The sequence below is a fragment of the Rhodococcus sp. K11/5 genome, from assembly GCF_055193735.1.
Map to the genome: position 1 here is coordinate 3,823,675 of NZ_CM143721.1, position 25,812 is coordinate 3,849,486.

Below are 25,812 nucleotides of genomic sequence, written 5' to 3' on the forward strand. Positions count from 1 at the left end.
ACCGGCGCGGCGACCGCGCGGCAATGCCGACGTTACGACTCGGCGACGGGCTTCTGAACGTCCGGACCCGGCTCGCGGCGACGCACCAGCCACCACACGATCGGCCCGGTCGCCACCCAGGTCACGACGATCACCGACAGGGCCGGGATCACCGCCACCGACGCGTTGCGCCCGGCGACGCGCACCAGATCCGGGTCGGACCGCGCGTACTCGACGTCGATGCGCTGCCCCGACACCAGATTGGTCGGATACAGCACCCCGAGCTCGGGATTGCGGGTCTCACCGTCGGGAGTGACGAAGCTGACCGCGGACCGCCACTGACCGGCGGAGAGGACGTCCGCGGTGGCGGTGCCCTTGTCGGACGAGATGACGATGTCGTTGCGCCATGCGGCGATCACCAGGACCACCGCGAGAGCGGAGATCGACACGGCGACGATCAGCAGCACCCGAGGCGCCCCGGCGAAGCGCGAGCGTCTCGGGGCGTCGGGCGGGGTCATTCGAACCAGGCTAGCGAGGCCACCGCTCGCGCCCGGCAGGGGCCGAGTGGGTAGCCTCTCCCGCCATGGGGCGGACATTCGAATACACGGAAGACTTCGACGTCACGGTCGAGGAGGCATACGCGGCACTGACCGACGAGAACCTCTGGAACCAGCGGATGGCGGAGGCAGCGGATCGCGCGACGGTCACCTACGAGAAGAACCCGGACGGCGGCTTCTCGGTGACCATGGCCGAGGGGGTCGGCGCGCAGGTGCTGCCGGGCGTGGTCAAGAAGGTCATCCGAGGCGATCTCACCATCACGCGCAAGGACACCTGGGGCCCGCTCGAGGGCGACCACGCGTCGGGCTCGCTCGAGGGGGGATCGACCGGGCTACCGGCCAAGGTGCACGGCACGTTCTCCCTCGACCCGTCGGGTCCGGGTGCGCGGTTGCGCCTCACCGGCACCGCCGAGGTCAAGATGCCGCTGGTCGGCGGCAAGATCGAGGGCATGATCGTGGAGATGATCGGCCGCCTCGTGCAGTCGGAGAGCGCGCAGGCTCGCGAGTACCTGCAGAAGAGCTGACCGCTACAGATCGGCCCGGATCGAGGCGTGCAGGTCGCGCAGTCCGGACCGGTCGGTGGTGACCTCGAGAACCCGGATGCCGTCGGCGTCGGCGGCGAGCGCGACGGCCAACGCGTCGGGGTCCAGGCGCCGGTGCGGGATGCGGTAGGCGGCGCACAGCGCGGCGAGATCCATGCCGTGCGGGGTGCCGAAGACGCGCTCGAACACGCCCGCGTACTGCGGATCGCCCTGTTCGAGCAACTCGAAGATGCCGCCGCCGTCGTCGTTCGCGACCACGATGGTCAGGTTCTTCGGCCGTGGTTCGCCGGTGCCGATGAGCAGGCCCGACGCGTCGTGCAGGAAGGTCAGGTCGCCCATCATGGCGATCGTGCGGCCGTCGTGGGCGAGCGCGGCCCCGACGGCCGAGGAGACGGTGCCGTCGATGCCGGCGACGCCGCGGTTCGACAGCACGCGAACGTCGGGGTCGGGGTAGCCGACGAGAGCCATGTCGCGCACCGGGTTCGACGCGCCGAGGAGCAGCAGGTCGCCCGGCCGACGGGCGGCGCTGACCACCGCGGCGACGTGGAGTCCGGTGATGCCGCGATGCACGGCCAACTGCTCGCTCACGGCCTTGTCGGCGGCCGCGGACGCGTCGGCGCACCGGGCGATCCAGTCCGCGGTCGGCTCACCGGACACCACCGCGCGGGTGCCGGTGGCGCGGACGTTGCCCGAGACGTCGGGCCACCGCGGACCCGTGGTGAGGGCGACGACGGAGACCGACGGATCGGCCAGCAGCCTCGACACCTGACGGTGCAGGGTGGGGCGGCCGGTGATGATCGCCTGCGTCGGCTTCAGCGCGGTGAGGGCGAGCGGGTGCACCGGCAGTCCGTGCATTGGCGCGGTGGGCTCGGCGACGGTGGGCAACCCGGCGAGCTCGGGGCGCAGCGCGGCGCCGTGGCCGGAGACGACGACGGTGTCCTGGGTGAGGTCGAGCTCGACGGGGACGTCCAGGCTCGCGTATTGCGTTGTGGTCCAGGCCGTTCCGTCGGCGCGGCCGGCCGGGGCGGGACGCGGATCGGCGAGGTCGGGGGTGAGCGGTTCGCGCAGCGGCATGTCGAAGTGCACGGGGCCGGCGTTGCCCGAGCGGGTTCCCCGCGCGGCGGCGAGCACCCGGCACACGGCCGAACGCCACTGACTGTTCACGGCCGGGCCGTCCTCGGCGAGGCCGAGGCTGATGGTGGCCCGTACCTGGCTGCCGAACAGGCCGAGCTGTTCCACGGTCTGGTTGGCACCGGTGCCGAGCATCTCGTAGGGCCGGTTCGCGCTGAGCACCACGAGCGGGATCCGGGCGTAGTTCGCCTCGAGCACCGCGGGCGCGAGATTGGCCACCGCGGTGCCGGAGGTCATCACCACGGGAACCGGTCGACGAGCAGAGACCGACAGCCCGATCGCCAGGAAACCGGCGGTGCGCTCGTCGATGCGCATGTGCAGACGGACGCGGCCCGCATCGTCCGCGGCCTGCAGCGCGAAGGCCAGCGGGGCGTTGCGCGAGCCGGGACACAGGACCACGTCACGGACGCCGCCGCGAATCATCTCGTCGACGACGACAGTGGCCTGAGCGGTGGACGGGTTCACCATTTCAGAGTGTCACAACTCGCGACGCGGCCTCGGTGGGGTGGCCGCCGATCGCCGACGGCAGAATGGAGCGGTGCGCACACTCTTCGACCCCCGGGACATCGACGCCCACCGTTTCTACAAGCTGCTGACCGCATCGGTGGTGCCCAGACCCATCGCGTGGGTGTCGACGGTGTCCGCGGACGGGACGGCGAACCTCGCCCCGTACAGCTTCTTCTCCGTCTCGAGCACCGAACCGCCCGTGGTGCAGTTCACCTCGGTGGGCCGCAAGGACAGCCTCCGCAACATCGAGGCGACCGGCGAGTTCGTGATCAACCTCGCGACCGAATCGCTGTTCGAGGCGGTCAACAAGACCTCGGCGCCGTTCGCCCCCGAGGTCGACGAACACGACGCCGTCGGCCTCGCCCACGAGCCCAGCGAGAAGGTCCGCCCGCCCCGGGTCACGGAGTCCCCGATCTCCATCGAGGCCTCGCTCCTGCAGGTCGTGGAGGTCGGCAACTGCTTCGTGATCATGGGGTCCGTCGAGCTCGTCACGGTCCGCCCGGAATGCCTCGCCGACGATGGTCTGCCCGCGTTCGACGCGATCGCGCCGCTGAGCCGGCTCGGCCGCGACGAGTGGGGCACGACGCCGCCGGTGCGCCGCATCGAACGGCCCACGACCGCCGAGTGAGACCCGGGCTGCCGATACTCGCGGCCCGCTGGGCACTGCTCGCGGCGGTCACCGTCGCGGTCACCGTGCTGGCCGAGCGCGTGGGCGTCCCGTCGGCGGCGCTGTTCGTCGCCCTGCTCGTCGCGACCGTCTTCGCACTCACCCGCGTCGGGCCCGCGCGCGTCCCGCGGGTCGCGGGGATGGGCGCGCAGGCGGTTCTCGGCGTCGAGATCGGCACGCTCCTCGACCGCGAGACGCTCACCGGTCTGGGGTCCGCGTGGATCCCGGTGGTCCTGGTCTCGCTCGGCACGCTGATGCTCTCCGTCGGGGCCGGGGCGCTGCTGGGACTGCACCGCGATGTCGACACCACCACGGGCGCGCTGGCGCTGGTGGCCGGCGGCGCGTCGGGCATGGTGGCGATCGCCCGCGATCTCGGTGGCGACGAACGCATGGTCGCCGTCGTGCAGTACGTCCGCGTGCTGCTGGTCACCGCGTCGTTGCCCGTGGTGGCGACCCTGGTCTTCGCCGCCGATACCAGCGGCGACGGGCCCGCACCGCACGCCGCCGGAGCGCCGCTGTGGGTGGACGCGGCGTTCATGGTGTCCTGCCTGGCCGTCGGAATCCCGCTGGCTCGGCTGGTGCGGCTGCCCGCGCCCGCCCTGCTCGGGCCGCTCATCGTCGCCGGCGCCGCGGACATCGCGGGCTTCTCGTTCGACGCCGGCGTGCCGTTCCTGCTGCTGCAGGCCGCCTACATCGTCATCGGGTGGCAGGCGGGCCTGCGGTTCACCGTGGAGAGTCTCCGCTCGATCGGACGCGTACTGCCCTGGGCGCTGCTGCTGATCGTCGCCCTCGCCGTGGGGTGCGCGCTCCTCGGCCTGGTGCTGGTGGGTGCCACCGGCGTCACCCCCTACGAGGCGTATCTGGCCACCACCCCCGGCGGCATCTACGCGGTCCTGGCCATCGCCGCGGCCAGCGGGGCGAACGTCACCTTCGTCGTCGCCGCCCAGGTGCTGCGCGTGCTCCTGATGCTGCTGATCGTCCCGCTGTTCACCCGCTCCCGTCAGCGCGGCGACTGACCGTTCGCCTCCGCGACCATCCGGTCCACGACCTCGTCGGTGAGGTTGCCGTCACCGAAGGCCGTCATGCGGCTCAGCGGCACGCCGGCGAGGAAGATTGCCGTCTCCGGGTTGCCCATCATGGCGTCGACCACGGATCCGTCGCCCATCGCCTCACGCAACACCGGTCCGCCCTGCGGGTGGTCGAGCCACTCGGTGACGGTGGACTCGCGGGTCAGCGGCACCGCCGGATCGTCGCCGTCCACGTCGACGGTGACGACGCCGCGCAGATCGCGTGAGGACGCCCCGACCGCCAGCACGTACTCCCCCGACGCCACGATCCACGCCTCGACGCGGGTGTCCCAGTACGCCAGGTCGTCGCGACGCACGGTCGTGGTGACCGTCTCCGTGGCCCCCGCCGCGATGGGGGTGGACGCGAAGCCGACGAGCTCGCGCGGCACCCGGCGCGCGGTTCCGCTCGGCGCGGACGCGTACACCTGCACCACCTCGCGGCCGTCGCGGTCGCCCGTGTTCGTCACGGGGACCGAGACCTCGATGCCGTGCTCGCCGACGGTCGCCGTCGCCTCCCCGTACTCGAAGGTGGTGTAGGACAGGCCCCAACCGAACGGGTACGCCACCTCGGTCTCGCGCGCGTCGAACCCGCGGTACCCCACGTGAATGCCCTCGCCGTAGCGCACCACGCCGTGCTCACCGGGGAAATCCAGGAACGACGGGTGATCCTCGAGCGTGAGCGGAATGGTCTCCGCCAACCGTCCCGACGGGTTCACCGCGCCGAACAGCACGTCCGCGATCGCTCCGCCCCCGGCCTGACCGAGCAGCCAGGACTCGAGGACCGCGGGCACGTCCGCGTCCCACGGGGAGGTCAGGACGACGCCGCCGTTGCTCAGGACGACGACGGTGCGCGGGTTCGCCGCGGACACCTGCTCCACGAGTGCGAGGTGGCCCTCGGGCAGCGTCGACGCCGTGCGGTCGGCGCCCTCGGTCTCCGGATCGTTCCCCACGAAGACGATCGCGACGTCGCTGCGTCGGGCCAGCTCGACGGCCTCGGCCAGGGCGGCGCCGTCGGCCTCGGTCTCCTCCGTCGACGCATGGTCCGCGTCGTAGCCGGGAGCGAAGGACACGGTCGCGTCGGTCGCGGCGGTGATGGCCGACAGGGCGTCGTCGAGCCGGGTGGGGGTGATCTGAGAGCTGCCTCCGCCCTGGTAGCGCGGGGTGCGCGCGATCTCGCCGAGCACCGCGACGGAGTCGGCCCCGGGAGCGAGCGGCAGGATGCCGTCGTTCTTCAGAAGCACGATGGCCCGGCTCGCGATCTCCCGCGCCAGCGCATGGTGGGCGTCGTGATCGACCTCGCCCGACGGGGCCGCGGTCCCCGCCTTCTCGACGAGCGCGCGCACCCGCCCGGCCGAGGCCTCGAGTGCGGCGCGGTCGAGCCGGCCGCTGTCGACGGCCTCGACCAGGCTGCGATCGCCCGCCGCGTCGGGTCCGGGCATCGTGAGATCGAGCCCCGCGGCGACCGAATCGACACGATCGACCACCGCGCCCCAGTCGGACACCACGACGCCCTCGTACCCCCACTCACCGCGCAGCACGTCCGTGAGCAGCCAGCGGTTGCGGGAGGCGTGGACCCCGTTGATGCGGTTGTAGGAGCACATGACCGTCCAGGGCTGCGCGTCCCGCACGACGCGCTGGAAGGCGCGCAGATAGATCTCGCGCAGCGTGCGCTCGTCGACCTCCGCGCTGACGCGCATGCGGTCGGTCTCCTGGTTGTTGACCGCGAAGTGCTTGAGCGAGGTACCGACACCCCCGCTCTGCACGCCCTGCACGAGGGCGGTGGCCAGCTCGGCGGTCAGCAGCGGATCCTCGGAGAAGTACTCGAAGTTGCGACCGTTCAGCGGGCTGCGCTTGATGTTGATGCCGGGGCCCAGGAGAACCGACACGTCCATCGACCTGGCCTCCGCGGCGAGCGCTTCTCCCATGCGCCGCAACAACTCCGGATCCCAGGTGCTCGCGGTGGCCGTCGCCGGCGGGAAGCACGTGGCGGGGCGCCCGGAGAACATGTCGCTCTCGCTCGCCTGCATCCGGACGCCGTGCGGGCCGTCGGTGAGAGTGATCGACGGCAGTCCGTCCTGTGGTTCGGTGTGCCAGAAGTCGAGTCCACTGGTGAGTGCGGCGAGAGTGTCGTCCATACCTCCGAGTACACCACCCGGGGGCGACACGGGTGGGGTGAGGCGGCTCGGGTGCGCCCGGCCGCGGATGCCGCGGCTCGGCGCACCCGATACGTCAGCCCGCGTGCTTCTGGACCAGATCGCCGACGCGGGGCAGGGCGGCGGTGACGTTCTTCTTCGCCGACGGGCGCAGCGAGGAGTAGCCCTTCTTGATCGCGGACTTGCTGGTGCCGTCGATGCGGGAGTCGGTGACGCCGAGCAACGCGTCGGACGCGGCGTCGGAGTTCGCGACCAGGTGGTCGCCGAACGTGCCGGTCGGGGCGGCGGAGTACTTCTGCCAGAAGGGGTCGAGCGCGTCGACGAATCCCGGCCACAGCTTGGCGACGGCGTCCTCGATGACGGACGGTCCCACCTTCTTCACGGCGCCGTAGACGGCCTTGACGGTCATCCCCTTGTCGGAGACCTCGGCGTCGATCAGCGCGCGGACGTCGGCGTGCACGGCCGGCTGCGTCGTCGGATCGAGCAGGGAGTCACTCAGTGGTGCGGCCACGAAACATTCCTTCGGTCGGTTACGTCGGTCGCGCCGGAGATTACCGGTCCGCCGACGGCGGGAACGGGTCGCGGGTTCGGTGCAGAAGCGCGTAGGCCCGACGCGCCCGGGCGTGCCACCACGTTCGGCGCTCGTCCGTCGCCGCGAACCGCGCCAGTCGCTCCGGATCCGGCGTCGCGGCAGCGATCGCGAGCCGGCCGCCCACCACCTCGCGACCGGGGGCGACATCGTCGACGAACAGCCGACCCGTCGCCAGTCCGCACGCCAGTTCGCCCGACGGCAGGGCCGCCGCGGCCGCGAGTCCGGCAGTCATCCCGACGGCGGTGTCCAGTGCACTCGACACCACGATGGGCACCCCGTACTCGGCGAGTTCGGCCGCGAGCCGGACGACCGCGCGCATTCCGCCGAGGGGCGGGACCTTGACGATCGCGACGTCCGCGGCGCCGGCGCGCACCACGGCCAGCGGGTCGCTCGCGCGGCGGATGCTCTCGTCGGCGGCGATCGCCACGCCGGGGAGCAGCCGGCGCACCTCCGCGAGTTCGGGGACGCTCGCGCAGGGCTGTTCGGCGTACTGAAGGTCGCCGTCACGGGTCAGCGCGCGCAGTGCGGTCACGGCCTGCTCCACGCTCCACCCACCGTTCGCGTCGACGCGGACCGAGGAGCAGTGTTCGCGGACGGCGTTCACACGGGCGAGATCGTCGTCGAGGGTCTGCCCCTTCTCGGCGACCTTGACCTTGGCCGTCGTGGCGCCGGGGAAGCGCGCCAGAACGTCCGGCACCCGATCGGCGGACACGGCGGGAACGGTGGCGTTGACCCTCACGTGGTCGCGCAGCGCCGGGGGCGGGCCCTGGTAGGCGGCCTCGAGTCCGGCGGCGAGCCAGTGCGCGGCCTCGGCGTCGTCGTACTCGGTGAACGCGCCGAACTCACCCCACCCGGCCGGGCCCTCGATCAGCATCACCTCGCGAGTGGTGATGCCGCGGAAGCGCTCTCGTAAGGGGAGCGCGACGACGTGCGAGGCGGCGAGGATGTCGTCGATGCTCGGCCGCGCGCACCCTGCAGTCATCCGCGCACGCTGCACGGTGCGCAGAGCGCCGGAGGGTGCGCGGGGGCAGGGGCGGGGGCTGGGGCGAGCGCTGGAGGGTGCGCGGGGGCGGGGGCGGGGGCAGAAGCAGGGGCGAGCGGGTGCGCGGGGGCGCTCACGGCTGCCCCGGCAACAGCTGCACCATCAACGCCCGACACTCGGCGAGAAGCTTCCCGTCCATGTCCTTCAGCGTCGCCTCGATGAACGCCTTGCGGCCGTCGACCTCCGTGACGTGCCCCTCCGCCACGAGCTGGGTGTTCAGCGGGGTCACCGCGCGATAGTCGATGTGCAGGAACGCGGTTCGACTGATCGGCCGTCCGTAGGCGTGCTGGATCATCCCGAACAGGTCGTCGAACAACAGCGGCAACGTGCCGCCGTGCGCGGCACCGTTACCGCCGAGGTGGAAGCGTCGGAACACGCCCGTGGTCCGCACTCCGTCGGCGCCGTACTTCTCGATGGTCCAGGGCATCAGCAGCAGCGATCCGCGGCCCGGCAGGTCGACGGCGCGACCCGCGGGTGAGTGTCGCTCCGGCACCACGTGGGGCTCGAGCTCGGCCGCGAGCGCCTCGGCTCGGTCGGCGAGGTCGTCGAGCCGGTCCTCGGGCACGTCGGTGGAGACGGCGAGATCCTGGACGGTGCGCAGCGCCTCGATCAGTCGGCCGTACGCGGCGGGTGGGCGGGCGACGCTGAAGCGGGGGAAGCCTCCGGACCGCGCGTACTCGGCGTCCTCGAAGGCGTCGGCATGGGATCGACCTGTCATCGCCCGACGGTATCGGACGCCCCCTAAGGTGAGGTTCGTGAGCACCGAACAGGCCGACCCGTTCCAGCCCGACCAGTGGACCGTCGTCCCCGGATTCGACGACCTGGTGGACATCACGTACCACCGACACGTGCGCGAAGCGGTGGTACGCATCGCGTTCGATCGTCCCGAGGTGCGCAACGCGTTCCGCCCCGGCACGGTGGACGAGCTGTTCCGCACCCTGGACCACGCGCGCATGACGTCGGACGTGGGCGCGGTCCTGCTGACCGGCAACGGACCGAGCCCCAAGGACGGCGGCTGGGCGTTCTGCTCGGGCGGCGACCAGCGCATCCGGGGCCGCAGCGGCTACCAGTACGCGGAGGGCGAGACGGCCGAGACCGTCGACCGGGCCCGCGCCGGACGTCTGCACATCCTCGAGGTCCAGCGACTCATCCGCACCATGCCCAAGGTGGTCATCTGCCTGGTCAACGGGTGGGCGGCCGGCGGCGGTCACAGCCTGCACGTGGTGTGCGACCTGACGATCGCCAGCCGTGAACACGCCCGGTTCAAGCAGACCGACGCCGACGTCGGCAGCTTCGACGGCGGATACGGCAGCGCCTACCTCGCCAAGATGGTCGGCCAGAAGTTCGCGCGGGAGATCTTCTTCCTCGGCGAGACGTACTCCGCCGAGGACATGCACCGCATGGGCGCGGTCAACAAGGTCGTCGATCACGCCGACCTCGAGACCGTCGGGATCGCGTGGGGGGCGACGATCAACGGCAAGTCCCCGCAGGCGCAGCGCATGCTGAAGTACGCGTTCAACCTCACGGACGACGGCCTGATGGGCCAGCAGTTGTTCGCGGGCGAGGCCACGCGGCTGGCCTACATGACGGACGAGGCGGTCGAGGGGCGGGACGCGTTCCTGGGCAAGCGCGAACCCGACTGGGCTCCCTACCCCTGGTACTTCTGATGGAGGTCCTGTCCAGCCGCACCATCCTGCGACCGGCCCGCTACGAGCGCACCGTCGCGTTCTACCGAGATCGGTTGCGACTCGGCATCTTTCGCGACTACGGGGGCGGGACGGTCTTCTTCGCCGGGCAGGGACTGGTCGAGGTGGCCGCACACGGCCACGATCCCGACGCGCCCACCGCGGCGACCCTGTTCCTCCAGGTGCGCGACGCCGACGCGGCCCGCGCCGAACTCGAGGCGGCGGGGGTCACGATCGTGCGGCCGCCGGTCACCGAGCCCTGGGGTCTGATCGAGATGTGGATCGACGATCCCGACGGCACCCGCATCATCGTCGTCGAGATTCCCGCCGATCATCCGCTGCGCCGCGACGTGCGCGGTGACTGATCTCGCGGTCCTGCCGGTCTCCCGCGGGTCCGCGGCGCGCGAGGTTCTCCCCACCCTGCGGCGCGTGCTCGACGGGTCCGTGGGCGCGGTGCTGCCCGTCCCCGCCGACGACGCGCGGGAGACGACGCGGCTGACCTCGGCCCTGTCCCCCGGTACCCCGATCGACGACGGCGTGGCCATGGTCGTCGCGACCTCCGGGTCCACCGGCGTCCCCAAGGGCGCACTGCTCACCGTCGACGCGTTGCGAGCCAGCGCCGACGCCACCCACCGCCGGCTCGGGGGACCCGGCGCGTGGTTGCTGGCGCTGCCCGCCCATCACATCGCCGGGCTGCAGGTGCTGCTCCGCAGCATCGCGGCCGGGGCGGAGCCGACGATCGTCGATGTCGCCGACGGGTTCGATCCGCGGCTACTCGTCGAGGCCGAGGCCGAGATGCACGCGCCGCGTCGATACACCTCGCTGGTGCCGACGCAACTGATCAAGGTCCTCGAGCAGCCCGATGCCGCCGCGGCCCTCGCGCGGTTCGACGCGGTGCTTCTCGGCGGCGCGGCGACCCCCGCGCCGGTTCTGGCCCGCGCCCGCGACGCCGGCATCCCCGTCGTGCGCACCTACGGCATGAGCGAGACGTGCGGCGGCTGCGTCTACGACGGCGTCGCCCTCGACGGCGTCGAGGTCCGCATCGACGACGGTCGCGTGGTGCTCGGCGGCGCGACCCTCGCATCCGGCTATCGCGGAATGCCCGATCATCCGGCCTTCGCCGAACCCGGGTGGTTCCGCACGGACGACGCCGGGACCGTCGACACCCTGCCCGGCGGCCGACGCGTCCTGCGCATCGTCGGCCGCATCGACGACGCCATCACCACCGGTGGCCTGACCGTCGTGCCGCAGGTGGTCGAGGCGGTTCTCGCCGAACTGGACGGTGTCGCCGAATGCGTCGTGGTGGGAGTGCCCGACGACCGCCTCGGCCATCGGGTCGCCGCCCTGATCGTCCCCGGCCCGGGGACGACTCCGACGGCCGACGCGGTGCGCGCCGCCGTCACCGACGCACTGGGTCGCGCCGCGGCCCCGCGTGAGATCCGGTTCGTCGAGGCCCTCCCGCTGCGCGGGCCCGGCAAGGTGGACCGCGCCGCGGCGCGAGCTCGACTTCTTACGTTGTAACGCCCGACCGGCGTTCGGTCGATAGAGTCCTCGGACTGAAGACAGGTCGGTTTTGTGGAGGAAGCAACACGATGAACGACCCGTCGGGTGCGGGGTCCGCCCCGAGCACTCACGGCATGCCTGTCGATCACCACGGCTGGATCCTCGTCGAGACCCTCGACGATCCGGACTCCGCGCGGGTGCTCTGCGTGGACGGCCGGCCGAAGGACTGGACCGCGCTCTCGCGAGCGACGCCGTCGAAACGCGTCGCCGACGCCGCCCGTGACCTGGTTCGACGCGTTGCCGGTACCGGCCGCTCCGCTCTGCAGACCCTCCCCTCGGGCGGCGACACGGCCGTTCTGCGCGCGTTCCCGGTGTCCGGGCCCGGCGGCCGCGTGCACGGCGTCCAACTCCACATCGGTACGGATTCCTCGACGACCCCGACGAGCCGACCGTGGGCGTCGGGCTACGAATGGTCGGATCGAGTTCGACGGTTCACCGTCGGCGATCGGATGTGGGACGCGGTGTCGCGCTCCTCGCTGCCGAACCGGACCGCGGTCACCGCGCCCGAGGTGTTCCAGGCCATCGTCGACCCCGACCACGCCATGGGACTGCTCACCGCCTTGCTGAAGGCCCGTTCCGGAGACCGGTGGGACGGACCCCTGACCCTGGCCTCCGAGCACGGTCCGCTGGCCGTGCGCACCGCGGTCCGCACGGTGACGCCCACCGACGACTCCGGCCGGGTGTCGCGGGGGGTGTCCTTCGCAATCGCCGAGGACGATCTGCCCGCCCCCATGCCGTCGGTGGAATCCCTCGCCCTGCGCAGCATGACCCGCTCGACGCGAACTGCCGTGGCCCTCGTCGACTTCCGGCGGATCCGGCTGGTGCGATGGCTCACCGATCCGGTCGAGGGCATCCAATGGAAGGGAATGGTCGATCAGCGCGACACTCCCCATCCCGGCGACATGGGACGTCTCGCCGACGCCGTCCGTGCGCTCGCGCGGGGAGACGCACGCGAACAGGAGGTTCCGGCCGTGCGCCTGCGCCGACTGGCGGGCGGGTGGACCGTGGTGGACGTGCGCGCGACGCTGCTGCCCGACGTCGACGGCGATCGCTACCTCATGGTGGAGTTCCGGACGGTCGGGTCCACGGACGATCCCGATCCGGTCGCGGCGGACGACCCGGGGTGGGACGGCTAGCGGTCCACACCCGCGCGCGCCGCGAGGCAGCGTTCCAGGTCCTCGGTGACCATCCATGCGGCGTCGAGGTCGCCCCGCAGCAGGAAACGGCGCTGCGACAACGTCAATGCGCGAATGGAACGGTCGAGCTCGTCCTCGCTCATACGCGTGACGAGGGCGGTTACCGAAGTGTCGATGCTGTCCACGATTCATCCCGGGGTTTGTCGCACGGCGGAACATCACCGCCGGTGAAGAGATGCCACGTCCACGGCCGACCACGACAGACCGCAGGTAACCCCCGGGTAGGGGCGCGAAAAGAATGGTAATCCGTGCCGTTGCGTGGCGACAAGTCGACACGGTCGGCGGCGCCCGGAACGCGTACGCAAAGATCGGCTCATGGCAACCGCAGCACAGTGGATCGAAGGCGCGCGTCCACGCACACTCCCCAACGCAATCGCACCCGTGGTGGTGGCCACCGGAGCCGCGGCGGCCGCGTCCGGTCCCGTCACCTGGTGGAAGGTGCCCGTCGCCCTGGTGGTCGCCCTCGCTCTGATCGTCGGGGTCAACTTCGCGAACGACTACTCCGACGGGATCCGCGGTACGGACGACGACCGCGTGGGGCCGCTGCGCCTGGTGGGCTCGAAGGTCGCCTCGCCCGCGTCGGTCAAGTACGCCGCGATCGGGTGTTTCGTCGTCGCGGCCGTCGCCGGTCTGGTCCTCGCGATCACGACGGCCTGGTGGCTGATCCTGGTCGGCGCGCTGTGCATCGCCGGCGCGTGGTTCTACACGGGCGGCTCGACTCCCTACGGGTACAGCGGCTTCGGTGAGATCGCGGTGTTCGTGTTCTTCGGGTTGGTCGCGGTGCTGGGCACGCAGTTCGTGCTGACGGGCGCGCTCACCCTGGTCGGTCTGGGGTCCGCCGTCGCGATCGGTGCGTTCTCCAGCGCCGTTCTCGTGGCCAACAACATCCGCGACATCCCCACCGACACCGAGTCCGGGAAGCGCACCCTCGCGGTGCGCCTCGGAGACGGCCGCAGCCGGGGTCTGCACGCCGCGCTGCTGGCGGTGCCGTTCGTGGTGAGCCTGGCCCTGATCGCGGCGTCGCCGTGGGCCGTGCTGGGTCTGGTGGCATTCCCGTTGGCCTGGCGGGCCAACGCCCCCGTGCGGCAGCGCAGGACGGGGCGCGACCTGATCCCGGCACTCCGCGATTCCGGGCTGGCGATGCTGCTGTGGGCGATCGCCACGGCCGTGGGGCTCGTTCTCGCCTGAGATCGCAGGACGGCCCCCGGGGGGGCTCAGCCGCGCCGGTCGGGGACCAGTACGCCGAGCACCAGGTTCACCACGGCGATGACCACGGCGCCGAAGAAGGCCGCCCCGAACCCGTCGACGGTGAGTCCGTAGGACGTGGTCTCGGTGATCGCCGACGTGAGCATCAGCATGAGTGCATTGATCACCAGCAGGAACAACCCGAGCGAGAGCACGATCAGCGGCAGCGAGAGAAGCTGGACGATCGGCTTGACCAGCGCGTTGACCGCAGTGAACACCAACGCGATACCCAGCAGCACGATCAGGTCCCACGTGGTGCCGCGCCCCGAGCTCGCGATGGAGATGCCCTCCACCCAGTTCGACGCCAACCAGATCGCGAACGCCGTGATGACCAATCGAATCGCCAGAACCATGTCGGCCATGCTCTCACGCACGCGGTGCGGGCCGACGGGAACCGTGGTGTTGCATGGGACCCATGAGCACCGCCGATCTGACCCGAGCCGAGACCGCCCACCGCGGGCGCGTGCTGTCCGACGTGACGTACCGCGTCGCGCTGGATCTGTCCGCCGCCGTGACCGCGCCCGAGTTCCCGACGGTGACCGTCGTCGAGTTCTCCGCCGCGGAGCCCGAGACGTGGTTGGACTTCCTCGGCGCCGGGGTGGACCGGGTGGTGATCGACTCGGCGGACGTGCCGGTGGAGTACGACGGCGCGCGGATAAGACTGCGCGGGCTGTCCGGCCGCACCGTCGTCGAGGTCCACGCGCGCGGACACTACAGCCGATCCGGCGAGGGTCTGCACCGGTTCGTCGACCCGGCCGACGGCCTGACCTACCTCTACACCCAGTACGAGCCCGCCGACGCCCGCCGCGTGTTCGCCTGCTTCGAGCAGCCGAACCTCAAGGCGCCGTTCACGTTCGAGGTCACCGCCCCCGAGGAGTGGACCGTACTGTCCAACGAACGCATCGAGCGCACCTCCGGTCCCACCACCGTCTTCGCACCCACTCAGCGCATCTCCACCTACATCACCGCGGTGATCGCGGGTCCGTATCACCGAGTCGATTCCGTTCACGGACAGGGTGATTCGGCGATCGAGCTCGGCGCGTTCTGCCGTGCGTCGCTCGCGCCGCACCTGGACGCCGAGGCCATCTTCGAGGTGACCCGCGCGGGCCTCGACTTCTTCCAGGACGCGTTCGACCACCCGTACCCGTTCGGCAAGTACGACCAGGTGTTCGTCCCCGAGTACAACCTGGGGGCGATGGAGAACCCGGGGTGCGTGACGTTCACCGAGTCGTACGTGTTCCGGAGCGCCGCAACGCGTTCCCAGTACGCCCGGCGTGCGAACACCATCCTCCACGAGATGGCGCACATGTGGTTCGGGGATCTGGTCACCATGGTGTGGTGGGACGATCTGTGGCTCAAGGAGTCGTTCGCCGATTACATGGGGGCGTACGCCTCCGTCGCCGCCACCGAGTACACCGACGCCTGGGTCTCGTTCGCCAACCGTCGCAAGGCGTGGGCGTACTCCCAGGATCAGTTGCCCACGACGCATCCGATCGTCGCCGACATCGTCGACCTGCAGGCGGCGAAACTGAACTTCGACGGCATCACCTACGCCAAGGGTGCGAGCGTGCTCAAGCAACTCGCCGCGTTCGTCGGCGAGGACGCGTTCTTCGCGGGCGCGCGCACCTACTTCCGGAAGCACGCGTTCTCCAACACCACGCTCCGGGATCTGCTCGATGCGCTGTCCGCCGCCGCGGGTCGGCAGCTCGACGACTGGTCCGACGCGTGGCTGCGTACCACCGGGGTCACGACGCTGAGCTACGACCGCGCCACCGGCGTGCTCACCCAGAGCGATCCGCGACCGCAGCGATTGGACGTCGCCTGCCTCGACTTCGACGACCGGGGCGACCTTTCCGATGCCGCACCGCGCGAGGTGCACATCGACGCCCGTGAGACCCGACTCGACCTTCCCGACGCGGCGGTGGTGCTGCTCAACGACGGCGACCACACGTACGCGAAGGTGCGCCTCGACGCCCGGTCGCTCGCCGTCCTGCGCACCTCGCTCGATCGGGTGCCGGACGACCTACGCCGCGGTCTGATCTGGTCCTCGCTGTGGAACGCCACGCGCGACGCCGAACTGCCGGCCGCGGAGTTCGTGGGCATGGTGACCCGCTTTGGACCCACCGAACCGCATCCCGGCATCCTCGGCGCGATCCTCGCCGACGCCGGGGTCGCCGTGGAGCGCTACGCCGCCGAGCGCGAGGAGCTGCGCGAGGTCTTCTCGGCCGCGGCCCGGGACGAACTGAGTGCCGCTGCGGCGGGGAGCGACGCCCAGCTCGAGTGGTTCCACGCGTTCGCCGCGGCGGCGTCCCACTGCCCGGAGCGGGCACCGGGAGTGCGCGAGCTCCTGACCGGCGCCGTGACGATCGAGGGGTTGGCCCTCGATGCCGAGCAACGCTGGTCGTTGTGGTTCGCTCTCGCCGCCACCGGACACACCGACGACGCCGAGCTGGCCGCGGTGGCCGACGCGGACCGCACGGCCGCGGGGTCGGTGCATCATCTCGCGGCCCGCGCCGCGCAACCGTCGGTCGAGCGCAAGGCCGAGGTGTGGGCTGCACTGACGGGGGCCGAGTCCGCTCTGGTGCCGGACGGTCCGGAGTCGCTGAGCAACGATTCGATCTCCGCGCTGGTCACCGGATTCACCGCCGGGTCGTCCCGCGCCACCATCGAGCGCTGGGACGCGCGGTACTGGGAGTGGATCGAGCCGCTCTGGGCGGAGCGCAGCATCGAGATCGCCCGTCGCCTGGTGCTCGGCCTCTTTCCGGCCGCGGACACCACCGACGACGCCGACCGCTGGCTGCGCGAGCACATCGACGCGCCGGACGCGCTACGGCGGTGCGTCGTGGAGCAGCGGGACCATCTGGCCCGCGCGCTGGCGGCGCGGGGCGCCGATCAGGCCTGATCGCCGCGCAGTTTGGCGTGCAGGTCCTGCCGGGCGCGGCGACGTTGCGCGTCGACCGCGGAGATGTCCTCGTTGACGCGGATGCGCAGCTTCTTGAACAGCACGAGCGAGAGCGGGAACGCCACGACGAGCGCGAACACCATGGCCACGAGAATCGGCACCTGCACTCCGACCAGCATCGCGCCGAAGTAGATGATCGCGGCCACCACGGCGATCAGGCCGAGTCGCGCGCCCGTGTAGAGCAGGAGGTCGCGCGCGAGCATGCCCTTCGACACCTGCGGGGTCTGAGAATCGGTCACTCCTCGACTTTACCGCGAGTTCGGGCGGAGGCCGCCGCGCCCGGAATCTCACGATAATCGGACGGTTCGGGCATCCGTTTTGTCTATTACCTCCCCTTTACCAACTCCTGACAAGTCGAGTACCCGGGGGGTGCGGTGTCACCATGAGGTCATGACGGTCCCCCGTGGCCGCCGACGACACGACGATCGAAGGAGTCACACATGAGCGCGCCGACATTTCCCCTGCAGGACAACCTGCTCACGCCCGGCCAGGTCGCCGCGCTCTTCCATGTCGATCCGAAGACCGTCACCCGGTGGGCTCACGCCGGTCGCCTGGGCTCGCTGCGCACCCCCGGCGGACACCGTCGTTTCCGCGAGTCCGAGGTTCAGCAGTTGCTGAGCTCCCTCACCACCGAGGCACATCGCTGACTCACCGCGTCGCGACCCCCGGGTCACCGACATCGGTGCGTTTCCCGAGCTCCTTCGCAGATTCTCAGGATCTTGCAACGTAAGGAACGGTGACCGCAGACCTCCGCACGACTACCCTGTGTAGTGGAGGTGCAAGATGATCTACCTGTTGGCTCTGATCGGAATCGTGGCCCTGGCCGTTCTCGTCTGGAGAGCACTGGGACCCGACGCCGACGTTCCCGAGACGCGCGTCGTCGGACCGGACGACGACCCGGACTTCCTGTGGAAAATGGGCCGCGACAACACCGGCCGTGACCGCGGTGGTTCCGGACCCGATGCGGGTACTCCGGGCCCCGTCGAGAAGTGACCGCGTGACCGTCTAGGTCGCCCAATCTCGCGATTCACCCGCTCACCGCACGTCGGTGGGCGGGCGAACTCGTGAGGTCAGGGCCCGTGAGATCAGGGCCCGTGAGATCAGGGCCGATGTACCAGCGGGAATCCCGCCGTGACCGCCGCCGCCGTCTCGAGCAGTGCGGCCCGCGTGGCCGGCCGCAGGGCATCCAGATCCACCTCCGCACCCTGTTCGAGGTGGGGATCGAACGGGATGACCCGAACCGCACGCGAGCGTCGGCCGAAGTGCTCGACGATCTTCGACAGGTCCACCGACGTCTTTCCCGGTCGCACCATGTTGACCACGGTGATCGACTGCTCGACCAGGTGCCGGTAGCCGTGGGCGTCCAGCCAGTCGAGCGTCGCGGACGCGCTGCTCGCCCCGTCCACCGAACCCGACGCCACGATCACGAGCCCGTCGGAGGTGTGCAGAACCGCCCGCATCGCCGAGTGCAGCATGCCGGTTCCGCAGTCCGTGACGAGGATGTTGTAGAACCGCTCGAGCACGCCGACCACGTTCTCGTAGTCGTAGGAGTCGAACGCCTCCGACATCGCCGGGTCGGCCGCCGAGGCGAGCACCTCGAGTCGGTGCCGGTTCTGCGAGGTGAACGCGCGCACGTCGCTGTACTTGTCGATGCTGCGGGCTTCACGAATGAGGTCGCGGACGGTGGCCGCGGTCTCGACGGGCAACTTCTGGCTGAGCGTGCCGCGGTCGGGGTTCGCGTCGACCGCGATCACCCGGTCGCCGCGTATCGACGCGAACGTCGACCCCAGTCCGGCCGAGAGCGTCGTCTTGCCGACGCCGCCCTTGAATCCGATCAGCGCGATCCGATGACACCCACGCAGGGGCAGATTGACCTGCTTCATCAGCTCGAGTCGGCGCTGCTCCTTGGCACTGTTGCCGACGTTGACGCGCCCGCCGGTGGCGTCGTGCAACATCCTCCGCCACCCGCCGGTGGGAGCGGGTGCGGTCGGGCGCAACAGCCGGGAGGTCGACAGATCGTGCGCCGTGGGGGACGGGAGCGGCCGATCGTCGACGCGGATCGGTTCGTTCACCGCCGCGGTCTCCGGTGGAGCCGGAGTGGGCAGCCAGCGGGTGTCGGAGTCGGCCGACGACCCGTTCGACGTGGGTGACCCGTACGAGTCCTGCTGGTCCTTCGGCTGCTCGTCCCAGCCGCCCCATCGATCGGTCACGAACTCCCCCACCTCGATCCGGGCGCTGCGCCCGGCCCCGCTCGCCGCGTACGGATCGTCAGTTCAGGCCGGCGTACGAATGCAGACCCGAGACCACCATGTTGATGATGAACAGATTGAACAGCATGGCCACGAAGCCCGCGATGTTGATCCAGGCCGCGCGGGTGTTACGCCACCCGGAGGTGGCCCGAGCGTGGAGATACGCGGCGTAGATGATCCACGCGATGAACGACACCGTCTCCTTGGGGTCCCAGCCCCAGAAGCGGCCCCACGCCGCCTCGGCCCAGATGGCACCGAGGATGACGCCGGCACCGAACAGCGGGAACCCGATGATGGTGGTCTTGTAGGCCAGCCGATCGAGGGTCTGGGCATCGGGAAGCTTCTGCGAGAACCGGGCCAGCGCACTCGTGGCCGTGCCCCCGGCGGGGTAGCGCATCCGCAGGAGGAACAGCAACGACGCGACACCGGACACCAGGAAGATGCCGCTGCCGATGCTCACGATGGACACGTGGATCGGGAGCCAGTAGGACCGCAGGGCGGGTACGACGGGTGCGGCGTCCGCGTACAGCACGGTCGCGGCGAGGAACATCAGAACGAGGTTCGGGACCACGACGAACACCAGCATCGGACGCATACGTCGGAGCGCGACGACGGCCGTGGCCGTGGCGGCCGCGGTGGCCATGGTGACGAACTCGTACATGTTGCCGAGCGGGAACCGATCCGTCGCGAAACCGCGGAGCACGATCGAGACCAGGGTCAGGATGAGGCCGAGGACCACCAGCGAGTAGCCGATACCGCCGTAGCTCTCGGATCTCGGCCGCGTGGGCGTCGGGTCGATGCGGCCCGGTCCGGTGGGCCGGGTCGGCGCGCCGCCGGCCTTCACCAGTTGCTTCTCCTCGCGAGCCCCCGCCGCGGTCACCGTGAGCGTCGCGTACCGGGCGATCAGGAACACCGCCGCGAGCAGATAGATCACGAACGCGGACCGGAACGAGTAGTCGCTGAACTGCGCGAGGGTTTCGTCGATCGGCATTATCGCTCCTGCTCGTGTGCGGTGTCGGTGGACGACGGTTCGATGATGCGCGTCGTCAGGCGGTCGAACTCGTCGCCCCAACCGGCCTGGTCGGTACGGGCGAGTCCACCCATTTCTACTACGGTACGTCGTTCTGCGGACGCGGCGGAAACCCGCACCCAGATCCGGCGGCGTTTGACCACCAGCGAGACCAGCAGACCGCCCATCATGGTCAGCGAGAACACCAGCACCCAGATCTGCGCCGGATCGTGCGAGACCTGGAGGTTGACGAACTCCTCGGCCCCGTCGAAGCGCACCTCGGTGCCGTCGTCCAGCACCGACGACTCGCCGGGCGTGAGGTTCACCCGGTCCTGCCGAACGAGGCGGCCCTGCTCGATGAGCACCTGGCTCAGCGAGAACAGGGACTGCGGGTTACCGGTGTCCAAGCCGGTGTCGCCGCGATAGATGTCCACCGCGACGGCCGGGTCGTTGGGCGCCGGGAAGCTCGAGGACAGCAGGTTTCCGTGGAAGAACGCCGTCGGCGCGAAGAGACCCTCGATCGCGATCTGGTTGCTGCGACGCACGTCCGGATCGGGGTAGAGACCGCCGGGCGGGTCGATGCGCAGCACGCCGCTGGAGAGGAACGTGGTGGCGTCGGTGGGCTCCCACTGGATCGTCTCGGTGCGGGTCTCGCCGTTGGGGAAGGTGACGGTGAACGTCGGCGCGTATCCGTGGCCCTGCAGGTAGACGCGATCGCCCTCGACGCGCAGCGGATGGTTCACCCGCAGCTGATCGTCGACCCACACGTTGTCCACCAGGTTCTGTCCCGCCTGGTACTCGATGTTCGAGGTGAACATCTCGGCCTGACCGTTGGGCAGGTAGTCCGCACGAAAGTCCTTGACCCGCACACACAGTGGAGTCATTCCCGTGCCGTCCTGCAGGTTGCCCGCGCGGAACGAGTCGAACTGCGCCGGTGAGCTCGTGCAGATGCCGGGGCCGTCGTTCGCGATGACCACCACGTTGCCCTCGTAGCTGGCCAACCGGCCGTACGCGACGGCCACCAGCAGCCCGACGAGCGACAGGTGGAACACCAGGTTGCCCGCTTCGCGCAGGTACCCCTTCTCCGACGAGAGAGTCAGCGTCCCGTCGGACTCGGTGCGTCGGGCCTTGCGCCAGCCCCGCATGCGGTCGTCGATCGAATCCAGGACCTCTCCCGGGGCGCCGTCGACCTCGGTGCGGTGATGGTGCGGAAGCCGGGCGAGGTTTCGCGGCGTCGCGACCGGGGCGGTACGCAGCGCCTTCGCGTGATCGACGCACCGCGGCAGGATGCAGCCGACGAGCGAGACGAACAGCAGCACGTAGATCGCGGTGAACCAGAAGCTGGCGAACACGTCGAACAGCTCGAGGCGGTCCATCAGCGGACCCAGGGTGGGGCGGTTCTGGATGTACTCGTCGACGTTGCCCTGGTTCAGACTGCGCTGCGGCAGCAACGCACCGGGGACGGCGGCCAGGGCCAGCAGGAACAGCAGGACCAGGGCGGTGCGCATCGACGTGAGGCCGCGCCAGGTGTTGCGGACGGCCGCGACGGCGCGGCCGAGCGGGGACTGCCGCGGGGGTCGGGGCGCGGCATCCGGCGTTCCCGACGGCCGCGGCGTGGTGTCTGTACTCATGTCTTCCTCGCCTAGATGGGAAGGGTCGTGTCGGACACGGCGCCGTCCCGGAGCCAGCTGATGAACAGGTCCCATGCGCCGGTGACCAGCGCGATACCGACGGCCACCAGCATGAGACCGCCGAAGACCTGGATGGCGCGTCCGTTGCGGCGCAGCCACCCGACCCCGCGCAGCGCGCTGACCGAACCGAACGCCAGCAGCACGAACGGGAGCCCGAGACCCAGGCAGTACGCGACGATGAGGACGACGCCGCGAGCCGCCGTCGACCCCTCGGTTCCCGCGGTCAGCGAGATCACGCCGGCCAGCGTCGGACCCAGACACGGCGTCCAGCCGAGCGCGAAGACGCCGCCCAGGAGCGGGGCTCCGGCGATGCTGCCGATGCGCCGCGGTTCGAAGCGGGTGTCGCGCTGCAGCGCCGGGATCAGGCCGATGAACACCAGACCCATCGCGATCGTCACCACGCCGCCCACCCGCTGGAGGATCTCGCGGTTGACCTGCAGGACCGAGATCGCCCCGAAGACCGAGGCGGTGGCCAGCACGAAGACGACGGTGAAGCCCAGGACGAACAGGAGGGCGGCGCCGGCGACGCGAGTCCGGTCCCTCGTCAGCGTCGCGACCGATCCCGATCCCTTCTTCGCGGCCGCCTCGGACGCGGTGACCGACGGTGCGTCGGCGCCGACCACACCGGCCAGGTACGACAGGTAGCCCGGAACCAGCGGAACGACGCACGGCGACGCGAACGAGACGAGGCCGGCCAGGACGCACGCGCCCAGGGCCAAGATCAGCGGGCCGCTCGCGGCGGCCGACTGGAACGCCTCACCCACGGTGCATCACCCGGTCGGGGACGGCTCGGCCGGCGAGCAGGTCAGGCATCGCCGACCGGGCTCTCGGCCGCGATGCGCTCGACGACGGGCTGCAGGTCCTCGACCAGCAGCTCGGTCAGGAACACGGCGGCGACGCGGTGCTCGCGATCGAGCACGATGGTCGTGGGGATCACCGAGGTGGGGTAGCTCTGCCCCAGCGCGAGCAGGGTGCGCATGGAGGGGTCGTAGATCGACGGATACGTCACGTTGTTGTCGACGACGAAGTCCTGCGCCTTGTCCTGCTGGTTGTCGCGCACGTTGATGCCCAGGAAGGACACGCCGAGATCCTGCGTGTTCTCGTAGACGATCTCGAGGTCGTCGGCCTCGGCGCGGCACGGCCCGCACCACTGGCCCCACACGTTGACCACCACGACGTCACCCTCGAAGTCGGACAGCGAGGTGGTGGTTCCGTCCTCCATGAGATCCGGGCCGGACATCTCGCCGATGGACCCGCGCTCGTCGGCCGGATCGTAGAAGATCGACGTCTGGCCGCCGGGCGAGACGAAGTCGAATGTGCCGCCCTGAGCGACCGCGTCGGTACCGGTGCCGCAGCCCGCCAGGAGCGCCGCCGCGGCGACCACTCCGACGAGGGACCGAACGAGTCTCACGTCGTCACACCCTCACGCGCCGGTGACCCGCGGGTCCGAGGCACCGGCGGGTTCGGAGTAGACGATGTCGACCAGGGTGTCGCCCTCGTAGATCAGCGACGTGAGCGACGCGAGGCCGCACTGACGGTGGCGCGGATCGTGCCACAACCGATCACCGGAGAGGAACCGGCGCAGCGTCCACACGGGCAGCTGGTGGCTGACGCACACCGCTTCGTGTCCCACCGCGGCGACGCGCGCGGCGTTCACCGCGGCGAGCATCCGGTGGGCGATCTGCAGGTACGGCTCGCCCCAGGACGGGGTGAACGGATCGCGCAACTTCCACCAGTGCCGGGGCCGACGCAGCGCGCCGTCGCCGACGGCGACCTTGAGGCCCTCGAACTCGTTGCCCGCCTCGATCAGGTTCTCGTCGGTCTCGATCGGCAGATCGAACGCCGACGCGATGGGCGCCGCGGTCTCCTGCGCGCGCTGCAGCGGCGAGGCCACGATGTGCGTGATGTCGTGGCCGGCGAGCGAGGCCGCGACCGTCCGCGCCTGCGCCTGCCCGGTGACGGACAGCCGGAACGACGGAAGTCGGCCGTAGAGAATGCCTTTGGGGTTGTGCACCTCGCCGTGCCGCAGGACGTGCACGATGGTGCGCGTCTCGGCGTGCGGGTGTTCGGCCGGGGAGTCGGTCATTTCGATCCTTCGGGCTGGGTCGCGGCTGCGGCGGCACGGGCCGCGTGCGGTGCCGCGGATTCGATGATCTCGAACGCGCGATCGTCGAGGGCGGCGGAGACGAACCACGCTTCGAACGCACTCGGGGGCGGGTAGACGCCCCGGCTCAGGAAGCCGTGGAAGAACGCGGGGAAGCGCCACGTCTCGGCGGCCTTCGCGCCGGCGTAGTCGATCACCGGGGTCTCGGAGAAGAACACACTCACCATGCTGCCTGCGTACTGCACGCGGTGGGTGACGCCCTCGGCCTCGAGGGCGTTGCCGAGGATGGCCCCGAGTCGCGCGGAGTTGGCGTCGAGGGCCGCGTAGACCGCGGCGTCGGCGTGCTGCAGCGTCGTCAGCCCGGCGGCGACGGCGACGGGGTTACCCGACAGCGTGCCCGCCTGATAGACGGGACCCGCGGGGGCGAGGTAGCTCATGATCTCGCGGCGACCACCGAACGCGGCGGCGGGCAGACCGCCGCTCATGACCTTGCCGAAGGTGTAGAGGTCACCGGCGACGCCGTCGAGACCGAACCAGCCCGACGCGCTGACCCGGAACCCGGTCATCACCTCGTCCATGATCAGCAGAGCCCCGTTGTCCGAGGTCAGACGCTTGAGGCCCTCGTTGAATCCGGGCTGCGGGGCGATCGCACCCATGTTGCCCGCGGCGGCCTCGGTGATGACACACGCGATCTGTCCGTCGTTCTCGGCGAAGGCCGCGGCGACGGCGTCGAGATCGTTGTAGGGGACGACGATGGTGTCGGCGGCCTGCGCGCCGGTGACCCCGGGGCTCGTGGGCAGGCCGAGGGTGGCGAGGCCGGAACCGGCGTCGGCGAGGAGCGCATCGACGTGACCGTGGTAGCACCCGGAGAACTTCACGATCTTGGTGCGACCCGTGAATCCGCGGGCCAGACGGACCGCACTCATGGTCGCCTCTGTGCCCGAATTCACCAACCGAACCTCGTCCACGGGGTCGATTCGGCGCACGATCTCCTCCGCGAGTTCGATCTCGCCGAGGGTGGGAGCGCCGAACGACAGGCCCGTGGTGGCGGCCTTCTGCACCGCGTCGACGACGGCCGGGTGCGCGTGCCCCAGGATCATCGGACCCCACGAGGAGATCAGATCGACGTAGTCGTTCCCGTCCGCGTCCGTGAGGGTGTATCCGCTGGCCTTCGACATGAAACGCGGCGTACCGCCGACCGAGTGGAAGGCGCGCACCGGGGAGTTGACGCCGCCGGGAATCACGGCCGACGCGCGGGCGAAGAGCTCTGCGGATCGGGCGGTGGTGATGCCGGAGTCGGTTCCGCTCGAAGAAGTCACGCTTTCCAGTGTTTCACAGGCGCGAGAGTGGTCAGCCGAGCGTGAGTTGCATCCAGGTGAGGTCCAACCAGCGCCCGAACTTGACCCCCACCTCGGGCATCACCCCGACGGTCACGAACCCGAGCTTCTCGTGCAGGGCGATCGACGTGGTGTTCGACGATTCGATGCCCGCGACGAGAGCGTGCACCCCGTTCTCCCCCGCCCGTGCGATCAGCGCGGTCATCAACCGGGTCGCGATGCCGCGGCGATGGAACCCGTCCGCCACGTAGACGGAGTTCTCCATCGTCAGGCGGTACCCGGACTTGGGCCGGTACTGCCCGTACGACGCGTATCCCGCCACGACGCCGTCGACGTCGGCCACGAGGATCGGGTGGCCGGCATCCGCGCGGGCGGCGAACCACGCCTCGCGCTCGTCGAGCCCCACCGGCTCCGCGTCCCAGATGGCCGTCGTCTCGGCGATGGCCGCGTTGTGGACGACGAGGATCTCGGGAAGATCGGCGGGTACGGCGTCACGGATGACCGGGGTGGGGTGAGTGGACACGGGAGAACACG

General features: G+C 70.5%; 28 protein-coding genes. 11 read left to right on the forward strand and 17 right to left on the reverse strand.

What is annotated here, in order from left to right; all coding sequences use genetic code 11:
* Nucleotides 1–32 precede the first annotated feature (32 nt).
* Nucleotides 33–497, reverse strand: coding sequence for a DUF3592 domain-containing protein (locus ACY466_RS17750; protein WP_463247133.1), 465 nt, complete (start codon nucleotides 495–497; stop codon nucleotides 33–35).
* 65 nt (nucleotides 498–562) lie between these two features.
* On the opposite strand from ACY466_RS17750, the gene ACY466_RS17755 reads away from it, so the two are divergent.
* The gene (locus tag ACY466_RS17755; RefSeq protein ID WP_463247135.1) at nucleotides 563–1,060 is read left to right on the forward strand and encodes a DUF2505 domain-containing protein; all 498 of its coding nucleotides are present in this window, start codon (nucleotides 563–565) and stop codon (nucleotides 1,058–1,060) included.
* Nucleotides 1,061–1,063: 3 nt separating this feature from the next.
* Here the strand turns inward: ACY466_RS17755 and menD are convergent, their stop codons facing one another.
* Complete coding sequence (menD, locus tag ACY466_RS17760) at nucleotides 1,064–2,674, reverse strand: 2-succinyl-5-enolpyruvyl-6-hydroxy-3-cyclohexene-1-carboxylic-acid synthase (RefSeq protein ID WP_463247138.1); 1,611 nt, start codon at nucleotides 2,672–2,674, stop codon at nucleotides 1,064–1,066.
* A 73-nt stretch (nucleotides 2,675–2,747) separates the two neighbouring features.
* Here menD and ACY466_RS17765 point away from each other — a divergent pair, with 73 nt between their 5' ends.
* Nucleotides 2,748–3,344: a flavin reductase family protein gene (locus ACY466_RS17765; protein ID WP_463247140.1), complete on the forward strand. Its 597-nt coding sequence runs from the start codon at nucleotides 2,748–2,750 to the stop codon at nucleotides 3,342–3,344.
* Nucleotides 3,341–4,399, forward strand: a complete 1,059-nt coding sequence (locus ACY466_RS17770) for an AbrB family transcriptional regulator (RefSeq protein WP_463247142.1) — start codon at nucleotides 3,341–3,343, stop codon at nucleotides 4,397–4,399. Before ACY466_RS17765 ends, ACY466_RS17770 begins: the two co-directional genes overlap by 4 nt.
* On the opposite strand, the gene ACY466_RS17775 is transcribed toward ACY466_RS17770, so the two are convergent.
* The 4 genes from ACY466_RS17775 to ACY466_RS17790 form a co-directional block, all read right to left on the reverse strand.
* Nucleotides 4,384–6,585, reverse strand: a complete 2,202-nt coding sequence (locus ACY466_RS17775) for a beta-glucosidase (protein WP_463247145.1) — start codon at nucleotides 6,583–6,585, stop codon at nucleotides 4,384–4,386. The genes ACY466_RS17770 and ACY466_RS17775 overlap by 16 nt on opposite strands.
* A 94-nt stretch (nucleotides 6,586–6,679) precedes the next feature.
* Nucleotides 6,680–7,114 carry a DUF6918 family protein gene (locus ACY466_RS17780; protein ID WP_463247147.1) on the reverse strand — a complete coding sequence of 145 codons (435 nt, stop codon included), beginning with the start codon at nucleotides 7,112–7,114 and terminating at the stop codon, nucleotides 6,680–6,682.
* 40 nt (nucleotides 7,115–7,154) lie between these two features.
* The gene (locus tag ACY466_RS17785; protein WP_463247150.1) at nucleotides 7,155–8,177 is read right to left on the reverse strand and encodes an o-succinylbenzoate synthase; all 1,023 of its coding nucleotides are present in this window, start codon (nucleotides 8,175–8,177) and stop codon (nucleotides 7,155–7,157) included.
* A gap of 133 nt (nucleotides 8,178–8,310) precedes the next feature.
* The gene (locus ACY466_RS17790) at nucleotides 8,311–8,955 is read right to left on the reverse strand and encodes a PaaI family thioesterase (protein WP_463247152.1); all 645 of its coding nucleotides are present in this window, start codon (nucleotides 8,953–8,955) and stop codon (nucleotides 8,311–8,313) included.
* Between the two features lie 37 nt (nucleotides 8,956–8,992).
* On the opposite strand from ACY466_RS17790, the gene ACY466_RS17795 reads away from it, so the two are divergent.
* From ACY466_RS17795 to ACY466_RS17810, 4 genes are all read left to right on the forward strand, one after another.
* Complete coding sequence (locus tag ACY466_RS17795; protein ID WP_463247155.1) at nucleotides 8,993–9,904, forward strand: 1,4-dihydroxy-2-naphthoyl-CoA synthase; 912 nt, start codon at nucleotides 8,993–8,995, stop codon at nucleotides 9,902–9,904.
* Complete coding sequence (locus ACY466_RS17800) at nucleotides 9,904–10,287, forward strand: VOC family protein (protein WP_463247158.1); 384 nt, start codon at nucleotides 9,904–9,906, stop codon at nucleotides 10,285–10,287. Before ACY466_RS17795 ends, ACY466_RS17800 begins: the two co-directional genes overlap by 1 nt.
* Nucleotides 10,280–11,443, forward strand: a complete 1,164-nt coding sequence (gene menE, locus ACY466_RS17805) for an o-succinylbenzoate--CoA ligase (RefSeq protein ID WP_463247160.1) — start codon at nucleotides 10,280–10,282, stop codon at nucleotides 11,441–11,443. The genes ACY466_RS17800 and menE overlap by 8 nt, the downstream gene beginning before the upstream one ends.
* 71 nt (nucleotides 11,444–11,514) lie before the next feature.
* Nucleotides 11,515–12,621: a GAF domain-containing protein gene (locus ACY466_RS17810; protein ID WP_463247164.1), complete on the forward strand. Its 1,107-nt coding sequence runs from the start codon at nucleotides 11,515–11,517 to the stop codon at nucleotides 12,619–12,621.
* On the opposite strand, the gene ACY466_RS17815 is transcribed toward ACY466_RS17810, so the two are convergent.
* A complete protein-coding gene (locus tag ACY466_RS17815; RefSeq protein WP_463247168.1) occupies nucleotides 12,618–12,806 on the reverse strand; it encodes a hypothetical protein in 189 nt (62 codons plus the stop codon). The genes ACY466_RS17810 and ACY466_RS17815 overlap by 4 nt on opposite strands.
* A 190-nt stretch (nucleotides 12,807–12,996) precedes the next feature.
* Between ACY466_RS17815 and ACY466_RS17820 the strand changes: the two genes are divergently transcribed.
* On the forward strand, nucleotides 12,997–13,869 hold the full coding sequence (locus ACY466_RS17820) for a 1,4-dihydroxy-2-naphthoate polyprenyltransferase (protein ID WP_463247171.1): 873 nt from the start codon (nucleotides 12,997–12,999) through the stop codon (nucleotides 13,867–13,869).
* Between the two features lie 26 nt (nucleotides 13,870–13,895).
* On the opposite strand, the gene ACY466_RS17825 is transcribed toward ACY466_RS17820, so the two are convergent.
* On the reverse strand, nucleotides 13,896–14,279 hold the full coding sequence (locus ACY466_RS17825; RefSeq protein ID WP_463252342.1) for a phage holin family protein: 384 nt from the start codon (nucleotides 14,277–14,279) through the stop codon (nucleotides 13,896–13,898).
* Nucleotides 14,280–14,341: 62 nt separating this feature from the next.
* Here ACY466_RS17825 and pepN point away from each other — a divergent pair, with 62 nt between their 5' ends.
* Nucleotides 14,342–16,828, forward strand: a complete 2,487-nt coding sequence (gene pepN, locus ACY466_RS17830; RefSeq protein ID WP_463247174.1) for an aminopeptidase N — start codon at nucleotides 14,342–14,344, stop codon at nucleotides 16,826–16,828.
* Here pepN and ACY466_RS17835 read toward each other — a convergent pair.
* Nucleotides 16,819–17,127: a DUF4229 domain-containing protein gene (locus ACY466_RS17835; protein WP_463247178.1), complete on the reverse strand. Its 309-nt coding sequence runs from the start codon at nucleotides 17,125–17,127 to the stop codon at nucleotides 16,819–16,821. The two genes, pepN and ACY466_RS17835, sit on opposite strands and share 10 nt — an antisense overlap.
* A 201-nt stretch (nucleotides 17,128–17,328) precedes the next feature.
* Here ACY466_RS17835 and ACY466_RS17840 point away from each other — a divergent pair, with 201 nt between their 5' ends.
* Together ACY466_RS17840 and ACY466_RS17845 are read left to right on the forward strand one after the other, a co-directional pair.
* Nucleotides 17,329–17,535 (forward strand): BldC family transcriptional regulator, encoded by a 207-nt coding sequence (locus ACY466_RS17840; RefSeq protein WP_463247181.1) that lies wholly within the window; start codon nucleotides 17,329–17,331, stop codon nucleotides 17,533–17,535.
* Nucleotides 17,536–17,671: 136 nt separating this feature from the next.
* Nucleotides 17,672–17,881: a hypothetical protein gene (locus tag ACY466_RS17845; protein ID WP_463247185.1), complete on the forward strand. Its 210-nt coding sequence runs from the start codon at nucleotides 17,672–17,674 to the stop codon at nucleotides 17,879–17,881.
* A gap of 107 nt (nucleotides 17,882–17,988) precedes the next feature.
* Here the strand turns inward: ACY466_RS17845 and ACY466_RS17850 are convergent, their stop codons facing one another.
* The 8 genes from ACY466_RS17850 to ACY466_RS17885 are packed head-to-tail and all read right to left on the reverse strand — an operon-like array spanning nucleotide 17,989 to nucleotide 25,801.
* The gene (locus ACY466_RS17850; protein ID WP_463247189.1) at nucleotides 17,989–19,098 is read right to left on the reverse strand and encodes a MinD/ParA family ATP-binding protein; all 1,110 of its coding nucleotides are present in this window, start codon (nucleotides 19,096–19,098) and stop codon (nucleotides 17,989–17,991) included.
* Nucleotides 19,099–19,156: 58 nt separating this feature from the next.
* Complete coding sequence (gene ccsB / locus ACY466_RS17855) at nucleotides 19,157–20,128, reverse strand: c-type cytochrome biogenesis protein CcsB (protein WP_463247192.1); 972 nt, start codon at nucleotides 20,126–20,128, stop codon at nucleotides 19,157–19,159.
* Nucleotides 20,128–21,777 carry a cytochrome c biogenesis protein ResB gene (gene resB / locus ACY466_RS17860; RefSeq protein ID WP_463247195.1) on the reverse strand — a complete coding sequence of 550 codons (1,650 nt, stop codon included), beginning with the start codon at nucleotides 21,775–21,777 and terminating at the stop codon, nucleotides 20,128–20,130. The genes ccsB and resB overlap by 1 nt, the downstream gene beginning before the upstream one ends.
* Nucleotides 21,778–21,788: 11 nt before the next feature.
* Entirely contained in the window at nucleotides 21,789–22,601 is an 813-nt protein-coding gene (locus ACY466_RS17865; protein WP_463247198.1) for a cytochrome c biogenesis CcdA family protein, read from the reverse strand.
* Nucleotides 22,602–22,642: 41 nt separating this feature from the next.
* Entirely contained in the window at nucleotides 22,643–23,221 is a 579-nt protein-coding gene (locus tag ACY466_RS17870; protein ID WP_463252343.1) for a TlpA disulfide reductase family protein, read from the reverse strand.
* 39 nt (nucleotides 23,222–23,260) lie between these two features.
* Nucleotides 23,261–23,923 carry a histidine phosphatase family protein gene (locus ACY466_RS17875; protein WP_463247202.1) on the reverse strand — a complete coding sequence of 221 codons (663 nt, stop codon included), beginning with the start codon at nucleotides 23,921–23,923 and terminating at the stop codon, nucleotides 23,261–23,263.
* A complete protein-coding gene (hemL, locus tag ACY466_RS17880) occupies nucleotides 23,920–25,260 on the reverse strand; it encodes a glutamate-1-semialdehyde 2,1-aminomutase (protein ID WP_463247207.1) in 1,341 nt (446 codons plus the stop codon). Before hemL ends, ACY466_RS17875 begins: the two co-directional genes overlap by 4 nt.
* Before the next feature lie 31 nt (nucleotides 25,261–25,291).
* Nucleotides 25,292–25,801, reverse strand: a complete 510-nt coding sequence (locus tag ACY466_RS17885; RefSeq protein ID WP_463247211.1) for an N-acetyltransferase family protein — start codon at nucleotides 25,799–25,801, stop codon at nucleotides 25,292–25,294.
* Nucleotides 25,802–25,812: the final 11 nt, after the last annotated feature.

Coding starts and splice junctions, on each gene's coding strand:
- ACY466_RS17750 (WP_463247133.1), bottom strand. CDS start 497: ATGACCCCGCCCGACGCCCCGAGACGCTCGCGCTTCGCCGGGGCGCCT.
- ACY466_RS17755 (WP_463247135.1), top strand. CDS start 563: ATGGGGCGGACATTCGAATACACGGAAGACTTCGACGTCACGGTCGAG.
- ACY466_RS17775 (WP_463247145.1), bottom strand. CDS start 6,585: ATGGACGACACTCTCGCCGCACTCACCAGTGGACTCGACTTCTGGCAC.
- ACY466_RS17785 (WP_463247150.1), bottom strand. CDS start 8,177: ATGACTGCAGGGTGCGCGCGGCCGAGCATCGACGACATCCTCGCCGCC.
- ACY466_RS17790 (WP_463247152.1), bottom strand. CDS start 8,955: ATGACAGGTCGATCCCATGCCGACGCCTTCGAGGACGCCGAGTACGCG.
- ACY466_RS17800 (WP_463247158.1), top strand. CDS start 9,904: ATGGAGGTCCTGTCCAGCCGCACCATCCTGCGACCGGCCCGCTACGAG.
- ACY466_RS17810 (WP_463247164.1), top strand. CDS start 11,515: ATGAACGACCCGTCGGGTGCGGGGTCCGCCCCGAGCACTCACGGCATG.
- ACY466_RS17820 (WP_463247171.1), top strand. CDS start 12,997: ATGGCAACCGCAGCACAGTGGATCGAAGGCGCGCGTCCACGCACACTC.
- ACY466_RS17825 (WP_463252342.1), bottom strand. CDS start 14,279: ATGGTTCTGGCGATTCGATTGGTCATCACGGCGTTCGCGATCTGGTTG.
- pepN (WP_463247174.1), top strand. CDS start 14,342: ATGAGCACCGCCGATCTGACCCGAGCCGAGACCGCCCACCGCGGGCGC.
- ACY466_RS17840 (WP_463247181.1), top strand. CDS start 17,329: ATGAGCGCGCCGACATTTCCCCTGCAGGACAACCTGCTCACGCCCGGC.
- ACY466_RS17845 (WP_463247185.1), top strand. CDS start 17,672: ATGATCTACCTGTTGGCTCTGATCGGAATCGTGGCCCTGGCCGTTCTC.
- ccsB (WP_463247192.1), bottom strand. CDS start 20,128: ATGCCGATCGACGAAACCCTCGCGCAGTTCAGCGACTACTCGTTCCGG.
- resB (WP_463247195.1), bottom strand. CDS start 21,777: ATGAGTACAGACACCACGCCGCGGCCGTCGGGAACGCCGGATGCCGCG.
- ACY466_RS17875 (WP_463247202.1), bottom strand. CDS start 23,923: ATGACCGACTCCCCGGCCGAACACCCGCACGCCGAGACGCGCACCATC.